Origin of the sequence: Pseudoalteromonas sp. S1612 (assembly GCF_005887175.1) — a bacterium.
In the GTDB taxonomy this organism is placed as follows: Bacteria; Pseudomonadota; Gammaproteobacteria; order Enterobacterales; family Alteromonadaceae; genus Pseudoalteromonas; species Pseudoalteromonas undina.
In genome coordinates, this window is the sequence record NZ_PNDH01000002.1 from 1 (window position 1) to 16,451 (window position 16,451).

A 16,451-nucleotide genomic window follows, 5' to 3' on the forward strand; every position below is an offset into this window, starting at 1 on the left:
ATAAATAGGTGATAACGCAGCATCAATGCCAACCAGGCGCTGCCCGAAGGGTTCTGCCTAGGAGCGATTTAGTCTTTGTTGCTCGGTTTTTACTTAGCCCACTAGGTTACAAAACTCGCGCCGCGATTAAACCGCTCCTAGTTTGAACAATTTTAATCCGCAAAGGTCAACAGACCCTAAAGCAGACCTGTAAACTCAACAATTAATTTCACACACAACAAAACTTTACGGATGAGAGAGTACATTCGATCCGAGTTTGTCTATTAATATCGTAATATTACAGCGACTGTGATAGCTTAAATGTAATTAATATTAATGAGTTATCGATATGAGCATGATTCCTAGTATAAAAATTTTAACGAACTCTAGCCTGCTTTTTGATGTTTCTCACTACAGCGAACCACACATACTTGCGACGCAAAAAAAGCTTTGGGCACTCGCCCAACACTGTAAAAACAGCAATGAATTTATCGATTTGGTACCAGCTATGAACTCGTTAACATTGTATTTAAAGTCTTCAGAAATGCTCCATAAATGGCACAACAGCTTAGCTAAGTTATGGGAGGAAGTAGATGATTATCCGTTTGATAGCCAGCACCACCAAATTAATACCTACTACCAAGGTGAAGATTTAGATTACGTAGCTAACTATCATCAACTCACAATTGATGAAGTGATTAACTTACATAGAAAGGAGTTATATCACGTTCTATTTTTAGGCTTTGTTCCCGGTTTTCCTTATTTACATGGGCTCAACTCACGGTTATTTACCCCAAGGCGCGATAACCCGCGAGTGAGTGTACCTAAAGGCGCAATTGCTATTGGAGCAGACCAAACAGGTATTTACCCTGAAGATTCACCAGGTGGTTGGCATATTATTGCTCACACTGATGCCTGCTTATTTGATTCTAAAGCGGCTAATCCTTGCTTATTTAAACCTGGCGATACCATAGAGTTTATGCCTGTAAAAGGAGTAAGCAATGATTAAAGTAATCAAGAGCGGTATTCAACTAACAATCCAAGATTTAGGCCGTGTGGGTTTTCGACATTTAGGGGTAAGCCGCTCAGGTAGCCTTGATACCTATGCACACATTATTGCGAACCGTTTATTAAATAACACCGACAACGCTGCCGTGCTGGAATTAACCGTGGGTTTATGCGAACTGCAATTTCAGTGTGATACCGTTATTGCCCTTCATGGAGCCGACCTCAAAGCAACCCTTGATGGACACCCACTTTATCCAGGCTGGAGTTACCCAATAAAAGCAATGCAAACACTTAAATTTGCAACTGGCCGTGGTGGATCTCGTGCTTATATTGCAGTAAAAGGCGGCATTGAATGCCCAGAGGTTATGGGTTCTAAATCTACAGATTTAGGGGCAGCCATTGGAGGCTTTAATGGCCGTGCACTGCAAAGCGGCGACGTGCTAGCCATAAGTCCTTATACTAAACCTTGGATATGTAATAAGGGCGCCCTTACTCCGCCAAAACGTAATATTATCCGTTTACATGTTGGGCCTCATTATGAGCTACTAACACCCGAGTGCATTAATGCTTTTTGTGATACCGCATTTACTATTAATCCAAATAGTAATCGTATGGGGGTGCGCTTAGATCATAAAAATGCTGATATTATGCAACATACACTTTCATTGCCCTCTGTAGCCGTAGCACCTGGGAGCATACAGCTTCCACCTGATGGCAATCCTATAGTGTTATTAAATGACGGGCAAACAACGGGGGGTTATCCTTTAATAGCGCATGTGATAGAAGCCGACTTACATCAGTTTGCACAATTTAGAACTGCCGATCCAATCACCTTTGAATTTGTATCACTTGAGCAAGCAAATGCTGCAAAAAATAAGCTCGATGCTCACCTAGCACAACTTAAGCTGAGTTTAAGCCGCTACTGGGATTAATTAATAGTGCACTCACGCTCACTCACTGAGTAACTCAACCGCTATTTATTTAGTTTTCGCTTTGCACTTTCTTGGTGCAAGGCAAACTAATTGTTGCAATTTAATTTAACTTTAACGTAATTTTAAATTAAAAATTGCACATTGCATTTTAATCTCCTTGCCAATATCACCACATTGGTGCAGCGCCAATTTATTTGGTGCATAAATTATTCTTATTATTTTAAAAAAGCCATGTGACTTAGGTATTTATTTCTGATAAAACAAGGTTAGTCTTTAGCAAACTCGCTATCGTAGGCACTTAATAGGAATGAGGAAAAATTATGTGTTCAATATTCGGCGTACTCGATATTAAATCGGATCCCAGCCAGTTACGCGCTCAGGCAATCGAAATGTCCAAACTGCTTCGCCACCGCGGGCCTGATTGGTCAGGGGTGTATTCATCAGACAAAGCAATTTTAGTGCACGAACGCTTAGCAATAGTAGGCGTATCAAGCGGTGCGCAACCATTATACAACCCAGAAAAAACGCATATTTTAGCGGTAAATGGCGAAATTTATAACCACAAAGAGCTTGCCGCTAATTTAGAAGTCGAGTTTGATTTTCAAACGCAGTCAGATTGTGAAGTTATTTTAGCCCTGTATAAACAAAAAGGGCCTGCATTTTTAGATGACTTAAATGGTATTTTTGCCTTTTGTTTATATGATGAAGAGCAAGACGCTTACCTAATTGGTCGCGACCACATTGGTATTATTCCACTGTATACAGGCCATGACGAGCATGGCAACTTTTATGTAGCATCAGAGCTAAAAGCGCTTTCACCTATTTGTAAACATATAGAAGAGTTCCCACCTGGGCATTACCTTTACAGCAAAGACGGTAAATTAACACCTTACTACCAACGTGATTGGCAAAGCTACGACGCAGTTAAAAACAACGATGCCAAGGCAGAAGATGTAAAAGATGCTCTAGAAGCCGCGGTAAAACGCCAGCTTATGTGTGACGTACCCTACGGTGTATTACTATCTGGTGGATTAGATTCGTCGGTTATTTCAGCTATTACTCAACATTTTGCCGCAAAACGTATTGAAGACAACGATGAAAGTGACGCTTGGTGGCCTAAACTGCACTCGTTTTCAGTGGGTTTAGAGGGCTCTCCCGATTTAGCAGCAGCGCAAAAAGTGGCTGATATGATAGGTACTATTCACCACCCTATTATTTTTACTATTCAACAAGGTATTGATGCTCTTAAAGAAGTGATTTATCACATTGAAACCTACGATGTAACTACTATTCGTGCCTCAACCCCTATGTACTTAATGGCACGCCAAATTAAAGCTATGGGCATTAAAATGGTACTTTCAGGTGAAGGCGCCGATGAATTATTTGGTGGTTATTTATATTTTCATAAAGCACCCAATGCACAAGAGTTTCATGAAGAGCTTAACCGTAAAGTATCAAAACTGCATATGTTTGATTGTTTACGTGCTAATAAATCAATGGCTGCCTGGGGTGTTGAAGCACGCGTGCCATTTTTAGATAAAGAGTTCGTTGATGTGGCCATGCGCATCAACCCAGAAGCTAAAATGTGTAAAGACGAAAAAATTGAAAAACATATTTTGCGTGCTGGGTTTGACGGCTACCTACCAGATGACGTTTTATGGCGTCAAAAAGAACAATTCTCTGATGGTGTTGGCTACAGCTGGATTGATACTTTAAAAGAGTATGTGAATGAGCAAGTAACGGATCAAGAACTAGCGAATGCTAAATTTAAATACCCAATTAACACGCCAGATTCAAAAGAAGCGTATTTTTACCGCCGTATTTTTGAATCGCACTTCCCGGGCGATGCCTCTGCTAACTGTGTACCACATGGTAAATCAGTAGCATGTTCAACCCCCGAAGCACTGGCGTGGGATGCATCATTTCAAAACAATGCAGATCCATCTGGACGCGCCGCAGGCGTTCACAATGAAGCATATAAAAAATAGTTACCCCCCCTATCTACGCTGCAGGTTAAAAACTGCAGCTTTTCTTCGCTGTCTTAGTGAATAATTTCTTGAAAATTTTATTCCACTAAAAGAAGTGAATGAGAAATCAAAACCATTCAATTTAATCATTTATGTTTAATCACTGTTGTTTGTCACTTCTTTACAAGCGCAGCGTTTCATCGCCATTTTTATAAATTAAATCTCAAAGGTGAGATAAACCTTTGACCAATTTAGTTTAAACAGTAAGATTTAGTCGCTTTTTATAAAAACTATTTCAATCTCGCTTTTTCATTAACCTCATGAAAAATAGCTATCTAGCTCATTACCCCAAATCATAAAAACATAGTTAAAATGTCATTAAAAAATCATTTAATAAATTAATAGTGATTTTAAAACGCTGAGTTAGTTTTTACGTATTCAATAGCGTTTTTTAGTTATTTGCTTGTCTGATTAGGCCGAATATTCATTCACTTAGCTTTGCATTCAATGCTATATACGACTATAAAATAATTAGCTGACACATTAGTTATCATTTGTTCAGCTGCCAGATGTGTACAATAAAAAGACAAAAGTAGCTTAAAGTTTTGCCAAAGTGTTAAATCTTTTGCATTTAATATTTAACTCCCCAATTAGTAAAGGTATGATGGGCAATTAAATTAGTTAGTCTTCTAACTATTCGTGTTATTAGCTTTAGTTATAAATCTAATAAGACGAATACAGTGAACTATAAAAAACTGGCATTAAGCCAACCTGTTTCATTAACCAATGAGGTATTGCATGAGCGAGAATCATGACAAGTACAGTATTGATAATACGGACTACACCGTAGGTCAAGACAACGTACAAAAGTGGGGATTTGATATACATAACCCTGTATTCGGGATCAGTGCAGGGTTAATAGCACTTTTTTTAATCGCCGTACTAGTGTCAGATGCCGAAGTAGCTAAAACAACACTAAATGGTATCAAAACCGATATTATTAATAATTTTGACGGCTTATTTATGTGGGCTGCTAACTTCTTTGTTATTTTTTGTTTAGTTTTAATTTTTTCACCATATGGCAATATCCGCTTAGGCGGTGACGATGCTAAACCATCGCATTCTCGTATTTCTTGGCTGGCAATGTTATTTGCTGCAGGTATGGGTATTGGCTTAATGTTCTGGGGTGTTGCTGAACCAGTTGCATACTACACTGGTTGGTATGAAACGCCGCTCAATGTAACAGCTAACACACCAGAAGCCGCGAAAATGGCAATGGGTGCAACTATGTTCCATTGGGGTCTTCACCCTTGGGCAATTTATGCTGTAGTTGCGCTTTCGTTAGCATTTTTTACTTACAATAAAGGCTTACCGCTTTCTATTCGTTCGATTTTTTACCCAATTTTAGGTGATAAAGCGTGGGGATGGCCTGGTCACATAATTGATATTTTAGCTGTATTAGCAACTTTATTTGGTTTAGCAACGTCACTTGGGCTAGGTGCACAACAAGCCTCTGCCGGTATTAATCATGTATTTGGTTTTGAAGGTGGCGTAGGTTCACAAATTCTGGTTATTACAGGTGTTACATTACTAGCAGTCGTCTCTGTTATTAGAGGCATTGATGGCGGCGTTAAATTACTTAGTAACGTAAATATGCTCATTGCTTTAGTATTACTAGTATTTGTATGTTTAGTTGGTTTTGCGGTCTCTATGGGTAATATCCCTAACACGGTAATGGGGTATGTAGAGAACATTATTCCATTGAGTAACCCACATGGCCGTGAAGATGAAACATGGATGCATGGTTGGACAGTATTCTACTGGGCTTGGTGGATTTCATGGTCACCGTTTGTAGGTATGTTTATTGCGCGTGTTTCGCGTGGTCGTACAATCCGTGAATTTTTAACCGCGGTATTACTTATTCCAACAGCGGTTACTATCCTGTGGATGTCTATCTATGGTGGCATCGCAATTGACCAAGTAGTTAATGGTATTGGTGCTCTTGGGACTGACGGTCTAACAAGTGTCCCTATGGCGATGTTCCAAATGCTTGATGAAATGCCAATGGCGAGTGTGCTTTCTTTCATTGCTATTGTATTAGTACTGGTATTCTTTATTACTTCTTCTGATTCAGGATCACTTGTAATTGATTCAATCACAGCAGGTGGAAAAATTGATGCACCGGTACCACAGCGTATTTTTTGGGCTACTGTTGAGGGCGCAATTGCTGCTGCATTACTTTGGATTGGTGGTACTCAAGCGATTGAAGCACTACAAGCTGGGGCTATTTCAACCGGTCTACCGTTTACCATTGTTTTACTATTAATGTGTGTAAGCTTAATTTTAGGTTTACGAACTGAGCCTCGCCCAGTTAAATAACACCCTACATTAAAAAACGCCGCTAATTGCGGCGTTTTTTTTACTCTATTTTTCCTATAATATTTTATAACGTTTCGCTAAAGCCAAATTTCACTTAGTGGTGTATCTAACCGATAATGATAACTCAGCTGAGCTTGCAGTAATTCTGCGGTGGCTAAAGCGTCAGTCAGTGCATTATGGTTTTGATACAATGGCAAGGAATAACGCTCCCTTGTATCACTTAACCGTAATGAGCCTAGTTTTGTATTAAATAGCCTACCTAGTAGCCCTTGACGCGCTCTAAGCGCTCGCCTTTCAATTTCCATAGTGTCGACTAGAGCAAATTCAATCCCTTCTTTTATACGTGTGAGCAGCGCATTATAAAAAAAATGGCGCTCAATGGCGGCATAATGCACCACCACCACTTTCCCTTTAAGTGCATCAAGAAGTGGGGCTAAAATTCGATTGAGGTCGGGAGCTTCGTCCACTTCTGAGTGGGTAATACCATGGATAACAATCGACTCTTCACTCAAATCTCGTCGTGGTTGTACTACCCAATGGCGGCTCTCTTTACAGTAAATACGATTAACATTGAAAGGCACTAACCCCACACTAACAATATCATCGGTATTAGCGTCCAGACCTGTTGTTTCAAAATCTAGCGCCACAAAAGGTACACCTTTAAGTGGAGCAGTCTGATTGGTAAATGCCTGCTTATAAAACTCCTTAAGCAACGAGTTTTCCGCACTATGTAAAAGCTGCTCGTAACGACGTGGCCAATCTAACGGTGATTTAGCCATAACTTATTTCACACCTGAATGAGCAGAATAACTAAACTTTAAAAAGCTTTGCGCTTTTTCTAAAATCGCAAAAGCTTCTTTTAAATTACTTTGCTCAAATGGTGAGAGTAAATGCGGGTCTAAATCATTATCGGGCGCTTCCCCCTGCTCTATCTGCCATGCCTGATGGCGAATACGTACAGTGGCAATATATTCAAATGCATCACGCAAATCTTGTGCTTTGCCTTTGGGTAATAAGTTAGCCTCGATAATATCCTCTAAGCGCTCAAACGAATTTTGTTTACGTGAACCGACCGCTAATGCATGAACGCGAACCACATCAGATAGCGGCGCTGTACCACGACGTTTTAAGTTCATTGAGCGCTTATGTTGGCCATTGTGCTCAAGTACAAAGCCGTTAAAAAATCCCAATGGTGGCGTTCGATTGCGAGCATTAGCAGCAAGGTTAGCTAAAAAGCGTTTATTTACTTTGCTTTCTTTTGCCACCAGCGTTTTAAGCTCATCGGCCCACTTTAACTTACCCCACACACCATCTAAGTCAAAAAATATCGAGCTATTGAGCAGTGCTTGCGGTTTGGGCTCGGCCATCCAGCTAGCAAATTTTTCTTGCCATTGTTCGCGGGTCATACGCCATTTTTTAAACGAGGCCATAATTTCACCATCACAATAGGTATAGCCACACTTAGCCAAGCCATCACACACAAAGTCTGATAAGTTTTGAAAATACTCATCGTGCAATGCCTCATCGAAGCTATTATCTAAAATCAGTGCATTATCTTGATCGGTTACAATTAACTGCTCATCCCGTGCCATTGAGCCCAGCGCAATAAAACAATAAGGAATGGGCGGCTCGCCAAATTTTTCTTCTGCTAGGGCTAATAGGCGCTGTTTAAAGGTACGTCCTATTACTGCCATAGCGGTCCCTATCATATGCGAATTAGCATCTTCGTTTACCATACGCACAAACACATTAGGTAATTGGCGGGCGTAATGAACTAAGTCATCAACCGATTGTTGAGCTAAAATACCGCGTACTAACAATAAGCTACTTTGTGATTCATAGCGTAAAATATCAGATAGCGATATCACCCCTATTGGTCGCTTTTTATGTACCACAGGTAAGTGATGTAAGTTATCTCTTAGCATGGCTAAAACAGCTTCAAAAACGTAAGAGTTACTATCGAGCAAAACCAACCCTGAGGTCATTACCTCTTTCGCCGGCGTATCAAACGTAAGTCCTTGGGCAACAACTTTGGTACGGATATCTCTATCTGTGATGATCCCGACGACTTGACCGTCATCCTCTTCTGGATCGTCGCTTATTTGTTTTTCTATATCAGTAACAAGTACTGAAGAGACCGATTCTTGTGTCATCAAAAACGCGACGTCTTGTATGGGGGTTTGTGTAGTAACAGTGACTACATCGCGATGTAATAATGATTTAACTTTTGCGGTGGTTAAATCATTGCTGTCGGCTTGCTCTACTATTGCTTGGTGCAAGCGTACGTTGCCATCAACTTCGAAAAAGTCAGCAAAGGTTTCGTATTTATCACAGTATTCGTTGAAGGTATTAACATTAATACAATACGTTAAGGTATCTTCAAGTGCACGAGCTGGAAACCGCACTTTGCGGTTCATCAATAAACCCATTTGGCCAAAAATACCGCCTGTAGCTAAGCGGTTATAGAGTTCGCCATTACGGCGTGAAATCTCAACTGAGCCACTACGAATAATATACAAGTCACTAATATCTTGCCCTAAATGCAGGATATCAGTTTCGGCACGAAAGTAAGCAACCTCTATTTGCATTGCTAATTCGTTCAATGCCTCAGTAGGAAGCGTATCAAATGGGGGATGTTCAACTAAAAATTGGGCTATTTCAACTTGCTCGGCCTGCATAGGGAATCCTTGTGGCGTGAATCTAGTTGAATTGTGAGCCTAATTGGCTATTTTTTCAAAGAAAAATAGCCAATTTACGTAAATAGTTAGCGATTAATTATCTACTTGCTCTAACTCCTGCGCTAATTGTTTTGACTCATCGCCGCGAGGGCTGGTAAAACGTGCAAGTCCTAAATAAATCACCGGTGTTAAATAAAGCGTAAACAATACCGCTAATGCTAGTCCACCAAACACCACCCAGCCAATCGCATTACGCGCCTCAGCGCCCGCACCTGTTGACATAATAAGCGGTAATGCACCCAATAAAGTAGAAATTAAGGTCATGGTTATGGGTCGTAGGCGTACCAGTGCAGCTTGTTCAACCGCTTTTCGAACACTAAGCCCGTTATCTCTTAATTGATCAGCAAACTCGACCAATAAAATTGCGTTTTTAGCGATTAAACCAATAAGCATTACCAGACCAATTTGCGAATAAATATTGAGTGATGTGCCGGTTAAGTACAGTGCTAAAATAGCGGATGTAATACCAAATGGCACAGTAATCATCACCACAATGGCGCTGTTAACGTTTTCAAATTGTGCTGCCAATACTAAAAATACAATTAAAAATGCCAATACATAGGTCATTAATACTTCGTTTGAGGTCTCTTCAAATGTCAGAGCTTCCCCTTTAAACGCTAGGGTAATACCTGCTGGTAATGATTGCTCAGACACTTGTTTTATTTGCTCTACCAGTGTGGCAATAGTTAAACCTTCGGGTAATTCCATGCTTAATTCTATGGCACGTCGCTGAGCATGGCGCTCAAGCTCTGCAGCTACGCCTTCCTCTGTAATATTAGCGACACTACTGAGCGGTACTAATTGATTATCGCGGGCGCTTACATATAAATTTGCTAAATCACTGGGGTCATTAATGGTTTGATTTTGAGCCTGTAACATAATTGGTATTGACTGGTCGCCAATATTTAAATCGGCTATATCGTCGCCATTAATGGCAGCTCTTAGGGTAATGGCTATATCACTTAACGATACACCGAGTTCTTCTGCGCGTCGTCTGTCTATATTGACGCGAAGTTGTGGTTGCGATGGCTGATACGATACGCGAACCGGTGCAACTTCAGGTACTGCTTTTTCAAGATCTGCTGAAAACTGCTGTGCAGCTTTAAATATTTCAAGGTAATCTTGCCCCAGTAAAGCAATTTCGATTCCGCCACCTTGGCCACGTAAGTTTAAACTATTAGCCCCCCCTGCGTATGCGGGTGCTCCAGGAATATTCATTAAAGGCTGTCGAATTTTATTGATGATTTCTTGTTGACTAAAGTTGCGTTCATCCCAGTGTTTTAAAGGCACAGTAATAAACACAATATTAGGGTCCCATTGACCAACTACTGTGTAAATAGATTCAATTTCACCGCTTTCGACGAAAGGCAGCAAAGTGTCTTCCATTTTAATGGCTTGCCTGTCCATAAAGTTTAAGCCTACGCCATCTGGACCACGAGCAAATATTCTAATTTTACCGCGATCTTCTGTTGGTAGTAACTCGTTATCTAAGCTCATATACAACGCACCTGAACCACCAGCCACTAATAAACAAGCAATAAAGGTAAGCCACGCATGATCGAGTACTTTATGAATTGTTTTGGTATATAAATTAGCAAGTACGTTACCAAGCTTAGCAAATGGATGAAAACCGCCTTGCTTAAGCTTTAGCTTAGAGGTAAGTGCCGGCACTAACGATAACGCAACAAAGCTTGATATGATCACAGCACCGGCAAGAACACCGCCAAACTCTCTGAATAAACGCCCTGCTGTAGAGGGTAAAAAAGCGATGGGAACAAACACAGCTGCTAACACTGCCGTGGTGGCTATAACGGCAAAAAATACTTCACGGGTGCCAACAACCGCTGCGGCACGCCTGCCTAGCCCTAATCCACGTTGGCGTTGAATGTTTTCACTCACTACAATCGCATCATCAACGATTAAACCTGTAGCAAGTACCAATGCGAGTAAGGTTAAAATATTAATGGAAAAACCCAGTGCCCATATCAGTGCTAACGAGCCAATCAAAGCAACCGGAATGGCAAATGCGGGCACTAAGGTTGCGCGCCAAGAACCAATAAACACCCATAAAGTGATGATAACTAGCAGCACTGTCAGCACTAATGAGTTAATAACTTCATCCACTGAACTTCTAATAAACTGCGCATCATCTGATGTTAAGGTAAATTCCATCTGAGGAAAGCGTTCACGCATTCCCTCTATAAGCTTTAGAACTTCATCTGATATTTCTATGGTGTTAGATTGCGCTTGGCGGATAATTTCCATACCAATAACGGGTTTACCATTGAGCCTAACCATAGAGCGTGGATCTGCCGGGCCAAAATATACCGCGGCGATATCGCTAATACGGGTATCACCACGAATGATAATATCACCGACTTGATCTGGTGTGACCGAGGTAGCATCAGCACGCACAATGATTTGCTGATCGTTTGATTTTAAACTTCCTGCAGGCACATCAAAGGGAGCTTGCCTGAGAACGTCAGCAACATCAGGAATAGTTAAATTAAAGCTACTGAGCTTAAGCGGATCTATACGTACTCTAAGCACTCGTTCTCTATCACCGTTTAAGCGCACATCAGCAACACCGGGAATAGTTAAAAACTGTGGTGCTAAGTCAACATCAACTCGCTCGGTTAATGCCTCTAACGATAAACTCTCACTTGATACGGTGAGTGATACGACCGCCTCAGCATCATTATCGGCTTTTATAATAGATACACGCTCAACCTCTTCTGGGAGCTCTCTTTGCACTCGCGAAACTGACTCGCGTGTTTCATTAGCGGCATCATCCAGATTAACACCAGGTCTAAATTCAACCACAATACGTGAGCTGCCTTCTTCACTTTGTGCACGAATAGATTTAACTCCACTCACACGGGCAACAGCACCTTCAAGTTTGCTGGTGACTTCAGTGTCAACGGTTTCTGGGGAACCACCTGGAAACGAAGCTGATACCGTAATACGCGGCCTATCTACATCAGGAAGCTCTCGCACTTCTACGCCAGCTATAGCGGCGATACCGGCAATAATTATTAATAAATTAAGCACCACAATAAGTACAGGGCGGCGAATTGCCATAGACGGCAAGTCTTGCATCATAGGTTGCTGTTTCATGGCTACTCCTGCGTACTAGCGATAGGTGCAGTAAAGCTTAATTCTTGATTGGCTCGCAAGCGCTGAACGCCTTCAACAACTAACGTATCGTTTGGCTGTAATGCCCCTGATACGAGTAAGCGCCCTGCCAAGCGTTGCTCTATTTTCACATCAACCCGGGTAGCTTTGTTATCCACACTCGTCCACACATATGGACCCGTTGCGCCCCACAGTAGTGCTGCTTCAGGAATAGCGGCAAAGCGTTGACCTAATACTTCTATATGTACTCGAAAACTCATACCCGGTAAGAATTGTTGATCTTTGTTATTTAACTTTGCTTTGACTCTTAAGGTACGAGTTTGTGGGTCTATACGTGAGTCTAAATAAGCTATTTCTGCCTCAATAGGCGCTTGCGATTGCCATGGGAACACGCGTACACTAGCATTATTTCTGAGCATCGCAATCGCTGATTCAGGCGCGTTAAAATTAATGTATAACTGGCGGGTATCATCGATGCTAGCAATCATTGTTTGTGTTGTGATTCTGTCACCCACTTCAATGTCAGTCAGCCCCATAGTGCCATTAAAAGGGGCACGGACTTGGCGGTCTTCTAATTCAGTTTCGGCTTGAGTGAGAGTAACTTTTGCAAGCTCCACGATGGTTTTTGCATCATCTACATCACTTTGCGGAACAGCTCCTTTAGCTTGGCTTTGTTTTAAACGTTTTAAAGTTCGCTGACTATCTGCTAATTTTATTTTAGCCTCTTCAAGGGCCGCTTTTTGCCTACGTGAATCTAGCTCAAGTAAAATATCACCTTCTTTAACCTTATCGCCAGGTTTAAAATGAACCGCTGCTACTTTGTCACCTACGGCAGGATATAAAATAACAGAATGGATAGCTTCAGCATTACCAACGGCCTGAACCTGCTGTTGGGCTTGTTCCATAGCGATATTTTCAACGACCACGCTAGCACCAGTTACTGGCAAACTAACCGATAAAAATAAGGCCGTTATGCCCATTAAAAGATTTTGCGACTTCAAAGGATCACCCTAATTAATTATTATTTCCATTATGTTACGCAGTTTAACACCTCTATGATCAATAAATAGCTTAGTACGACAAATTAGCAAAACAACACGCTGAAATTAAACACCCACGTATTTACTACACATTCTTACACCAGCCTACAAAATCACCACATATTTTGTGCGTATTAAACACTATGCTTTGGTCATTAGAGTGAATATACAAACGAGTATTTATGAATAAAAGTATAATTTTGGTTTTACTACTTAGTGGCTGTGCATCACAAGGGGTTGATCGTACGAGTCAAAATCAATTAATTAAACGCTATTATGCATCTGTTGAGTCAGAGCAAAAAGTAACACTTTCCTCAGAAGTTGGAACAGGCATAGCTGCGGGAGCGGGTTTTGGCTTTGTTGACAGCTTAGATGGCAACAGCGAAGAAATGATTGGTGGCGCTATTGTAGGCGGTTTAGTTGGAGGGTTATTTACTGCATTATTTGAGGGAGGTAATACGGCTTATCAGTATAACTTATACGCTGCTGATGAAGGTGAATTTACGGTTATTCAAAAGAAAAAACTCGATAAAAACACAGAATGTGTTCTTGTAAATTCAGCTAATAAAATTACACTTACGCCGATAGATAAAAGTTATTGTATTCGTTGATTAAGCTCAAAGTGAGTATCAAACCTTTAAGCTGCTAAGCAATGTAGCTCGCTATTTATAAATTACTTTTAAATAAAAAACCTCAGTATTTACTGAGGTTTTTTAATGAATAAATAAACGCGTGGTATTATTTATTTCGTTGTGCGTCTTTTTGCGCTTTTTTTGCTTCTTTACGTTGCTGTAAAGCAGCTTGTGCTTCGTTACCAATGTGGCCTTCACCGCGTGCTTGTGCCAATTCTATTTGCTTTTGACGCTCAGCAAAACGTTCACGCTGCTCGTCGGTTACATCATCAATACAATGATGACACGACACCCCTTCCATGTATTCAGGCTTTTGTTTTTCTTCTTCTGTGATAGGCATCCGACATGCGTGACACTGATCATATGAGCCTTTTTGTAAGTCATGATTTACCGCGACACGGTTATCAAATACAAAGCACTCGCCTTCCCACATGGTTTCTTCTTTTGGTACTTCTTCTAGGTATTTTAATATGCCGCCTTCAAGGTGGTATACCTCATCAAAGCCCTGCTCTTTCATATAAGCTGTTGATTTTTCACAGCGAATACCACCTGTACAAAACATAGCTACTTTTTTATGCTTTTCTGGGTCGAGATTTTCTTTGGCCCACTGCGGAAATTCGCGGAACGTCTTCGTGTTTGGATCGACCGCGTTTTGAAACGTACCAATTTCAATTTCATAATCATTTCGGGTATCAACAAGGATAACCTCTGGATCAGAAATAAGGGCGTTCCATTCATTTGGCTTAACATAACTGCCCACTACTTTTAAGGGGTCAACGCCCTCAACACCCATAGTCACGATTTCTTTTTTAAGTTTTACTTTAGTGCGGTAAAACGGGCATTCGTCATCATATGATTCTTTAGTAACAATATTGTCTAAATTAGGCTGGGTGTCTAACCACGCCAGTAAGTTATCTATGCCTTCACGTTTTGCTGAAACAGTTCCGTTAATTCCTTCTGCGGCAATTAACAAAGTACCACGCACGTCGTTTTGCTCCATTACATTAAGTAAAGGTTGGCGAAGTGCTTCAAAATCAGGTAAAGAAACAAATTTATACAGTGCGCACACAACAAAGTGATCGCTGGTTACATTATCTTTATGGATAGCAGTCATGGTTTTCCTATTTTGCCTTTAAACCCCGCAAGGGGCGTTTACCGAATCGTAAATCCGGCGCATATGGGGCGCGTATTTTACGCTTTTTTTATTTAAATGCAAAAAAATGGATGATAATGCGCTTTTTACTGTTAGCGCAGTGGCTCAGTGGGCTATAATGCGCGGATAAATTTACAAGACTTGCTCATATTGGAGAAATATACATTGCACTTTACTGATCTTGGGATTGATACTCGCCTAGAAACACAATTAGCGCACCAAGGGATCACCCAGCCTACCGATATTCAAGCTCATGCTGTGCCAACGGCACTCGCTGGACATGACATTTTCGCTCAGTCAAAAACTGGGTCAGGCAAAACTTTAGCGTTTTTATTACCTGCAGTGCAGCGAGTAATGAAACAAAAAGCACTCAGTAAACGTGATCCTCGTGTACTTATTGTTGCTCCAACTCGTGAGCTTGCGACCCAAGTGTTCACCCAACTACGGTTACTTATTGCCGGTACCAATATCAAGGCAGTTAAAATTCTCGGTGGTGAAAACTTTAACGACCAAATTAAAGCACTGCGCAACGACCCACATTTTGTGGTTGCTACACCAGGGCGCTTAGCCGATCACTTAAAGCAACGCTCTTTACAGTTAAGTGGCTTAGAGCTACTTATATTTGATGAAGCTGACCGTATTTTGGATTTAGGTTTCACCGACCAGCTTAAGTTAATTAATGAACTGGCAGATCACCGATTACGCCAGACCCTATTGTTTTCAGCGACATTAGATCATGCTCAAGTTGATGCCCTTTCGCGTAATTTATTAAAAAAACCAAAACAAATTATGCTCAGTGCAGCCAATGAGCAACACAGTGATATTAAACAAACATTGTATTTAGCCGATCATCTTGATCATAAAGAAGCGCTACTTGAGCATTTTCTTAATCAAGACAATGTAGGGCAATGTATTATATTCACCGCTACACGTGCTGATACCAGTCGCTTAAGCGAGGCATTAAATAGTAAAGGCTTTAAGTCTGTCGCACTAGCCGGGGATTTAACTCAAAGTAAGCGCCTTGATATCATGGATGCGTTTAGCCGTGAGAACTTTAAAATATTAATTACTACTGATGTTGCATCTCGCGGTTTAGATTTACTCAGTGTTACCCATGTTATTAATTTTGATCTACCAAAACACGCTGAAGAATACGTTCACCGTATTGGTCGCACAGGCCGAGCTGGTTTTAAAGGCAACGCGCTATCATTTGTTGGTCCTAAAGATTGGGCAAGTTACTTAGCAATTAAGTCATTTTTAAATGACGAACTGTCGTTTGCGGTGGTTGATGGTTTAAAAGCGAAATTTAAAGGCATCAAAGAGAAAAAAGTGACGCCAGTTAAACCGATTAAAAAAGTAGTGGCTGACAAAAAGCCACAGCAAAAACGCAAAGCAAAACCTAAAAAGCCAGCAGCCCCAATTAAAGCACCACTCAACATTGATGGTGATACCCCGATGCGTCGTAAAAAAAAGCCTGAGCAGGAATAA

Annotated in this window: 11 protein-coding genes; 6 read left to right on the top strand and 5 right to left on the bottom strand. The window is 41.0% G+C overall.

Annotated elements, in window-relative coordinates; genetic code table 11:
* The first annotated feature begins 328 nt into the window (after nucleotides 1-328).
* The 4 genes from pxpB to CWB78_RS00320 all read left to right on the top strand — a co-directional run bounded on the left by pxpB (nucleotide 329) and on the right by CWB78_RS00320 (nucleotide 6,265).
* Nucleotides 329-988, top strand: coding sequence for a 5-oxoprolinase subunit PxpB (gene pxpB, locus CWB78_RS00305; RefSeq protein WP_138593887.1), 660 nt, complete (start codon nucleotides 329-331; stop codon nucleotides 986-988).
* On the top strand, nucleotides 981-1,919 hold the full coding sequence (locus tag CWB78_RS00310) for a 5-oxoprolinase subunit C family protein (protein ID WP_138593888.1): 939 nt from the start codon (nucleotides 981-983) through the stop codon (nucleotides 1,917-1,919). Before pxpB ends, CWB78_RS00310 begins: the two co-directional genes overlap by 8 nt.
* 320 nt (nucleotides 1,920-2,239) lie before the next feature.
* Nucleotides 2,240-3,907, top strand: a complete 1,668-nt coding sequence (gene asnB, locus CWB78_RS00315; RefSeq protein ID WP_138593889.1) for an asparagine synthase B — start codon at nucleotides 2,240-2,242, stop codon at nucleotides 3,905-3,907.
* 777 nt (nucleotides 3,908-4,684) lie between these two features.
* On the top strand, nucleotides 4,685-6,265 hold the full coding sequence (locus CWB78_RS00320) for a BCCT family transporter (protein WP_010389940.1): 1,581 nt from the start codon (nucleotides 4,685-4,687) through the stop codon (nucleotides 6,263-6,265).
* Between the two features lie 77 nt (nucleotides 6,266-6,342).
* Here the strand turns inward: CWB78_RS00320 and CWB78_RS00325 are convergent, their stop codons facing one another.
* The 4 genes from CWB78_RS00325 to CWB78_RS00340 all read right to left on the bottom strand — a co-directional run bounded on the left by CWB78_RS00325 (nucleotide 6,343) and on the right by CWB78_RS00340 (nucleotide 13,139).
* Nucleotides 6,343-7,044: a 3'-5' exonuclease gene (locus CWB78_RS00325; protein WP_138593890.1), complete on the bottom strand. Its 702-nt coding sequence runs from the start codon at nucleotides 7,042-7,044 to the stop codon at nucleotides 6,343-6,345.
* 3 nt (nucleotides 7,045-7,047) lie between these two features.
* Nucleotides 7,048-8,943, bottom strand: coding sequence for a DUF294 nucleotidyltransferase-like domain-containing protein (locus tag CWB78_RS00330; RefSeq protein WP_054200884.1), 1,896 nt, complete (start codon nucleotides 8,941-8,943; stop codon nucleotides 7,048-7,050).
* Nucleotides 8,944-9,036: 93 nt separating this feature from the next.
* Complete coding sequence (locus CWB78_RS00335) at nucleotides 9,037-12,120, bottom strand: efflux RND transporter permease subunit (RefSeq protein ID WP_010389937.1); 3,084 nt, start codon at nucleotides 12,118-12,120, stop codon at nucleotides 9,037-9,039.
* Between the two features lie 2 nt (nucleotides 12,121-12,122).
* Nucleotides 12,123-13,139, bottom strand: coding sequence for an efflux RND transporter periplasmic adaptor subunit (locus CWB78_RS00340; RefSeq protein ID WP_372239238.1), 1,017 nt, complete (start codon nucleotides 13,137-13,139; stop codon nucleotides 12,123-12,125).
* Nucleotides 13,140-13,360: 221 nt separating this feature from the next.
* Here CWB78_RS00340 and CWB78_RS00345 point away from each other — a divergent pair, with 221 nt between their 5' ends.
* Nucleotides 13,361-13,789, top strand: a complete 429-nt coding sequence (locus tag CWB78_RS00345; RefSeq protein ID WP_010389934.1) for a hypothetical protein — start codon at nucleotides 13,361-13,363, stop codon at nucleotides 13,787-13,789.
* A gap of 127 nt (nucleotides 13,790-13,916) precedes the next feature.
* On the opposite strand, the gene trhO is transcribed toward CWB78_RS00345, so the two are convergent.
* Nucleotides 13,917-14,924, bottom strand: coding sequence for an oxygen-dependent tRNA uridine(34) hydroxylase TrhO (trhO, locus tag CWB78_RS00350; protein WP_010389933.1), 1,008 nt, complete (start codon nucleotides 14,922-14,924; stop codon nucleotides 13,917-13,919).
* Nucleotides 14,925-15,128: 204 nt separating this feature from the next.
* Here trhO and CWB78_RS00355 point away from each other — a divergent pair, with 204 nt between their 5' ends.
* Entirely contained in the window at nucleotides 15,129-16,451 is a 1,323-nt protein-coding gene (locus CWB78_RS00355; protein ID WP_010389932.1) for a DEAD/DEAH box helicase, read from the top strand.

What these genes read in the sequence shown, in the direction of transcription:
- CWB78_RS00320 (WP_010389940.1), top strand. Translation starts at nt 4,685, where the DNA reads ATGAGCGAGAATCATGACAAGTACAGTATTGATAATACGGACTACACC.
- CWB78_RS00310 (WP_138593888.1), top strand. Translation starts at nt 981, where the DNA reads ATGATTAAAGTAATCAAGAGCGGTATTCAACTAACAATCCAAGATTTA.
- asnB (WP_138593889.1), top strand. Translation starts at nt 2,240, where the DNA reads ATGTGTTCAATATTCGGCGTACTCGATATTAAATCGGATCCCAGCCAG.
- trhO (WP_010389933.1), bottom strand. Translation starts at nt 14,924, where the DNA reads ATGACTGCTATCCATAAAGATAATGTAACCAGCGATCACTTTGTTGTG.
- CWB78_RS00325 (WP_138593890.1), bottom strand. Translation starts at nt 7,044, where the DNA reads ATGGCTAAATCACCGTTAGATTGGCCACGTCGTTACGAGCAGCTTTTA.
- pxpB (WP_138593887.1), top strand. Translation starts at nt 329, where the DNA reads ATGAGCATGATTCCTAGTATAAAAATTTTAACGAACTCTAGCCTGCTT.
- CWB78_RS00345 (WP_010389934.1), top strand. Translation starts at nt 13,361, where the DNA reads ATGAATAAAAGTATAATTTTGGTTTTACTACTTAGTGGCTGTGCATCA.
- CWB78_RS00330 (WP_054200884.1), bottom strand. Translation starts at nt 8,943, where the DNA reads ATGCAGGCCGAGCAAGTTGAAATAGCCCAATTTTTAGTTGAACATCCC.
- CWB78_RS00335 (WP_010389937.1), bottom strand. Translation starts at nt 12,120, where the DNA reads ATGAAACAGCAACCTATGATGCAAGACTTGCCGTCTATGGCAATTCGC.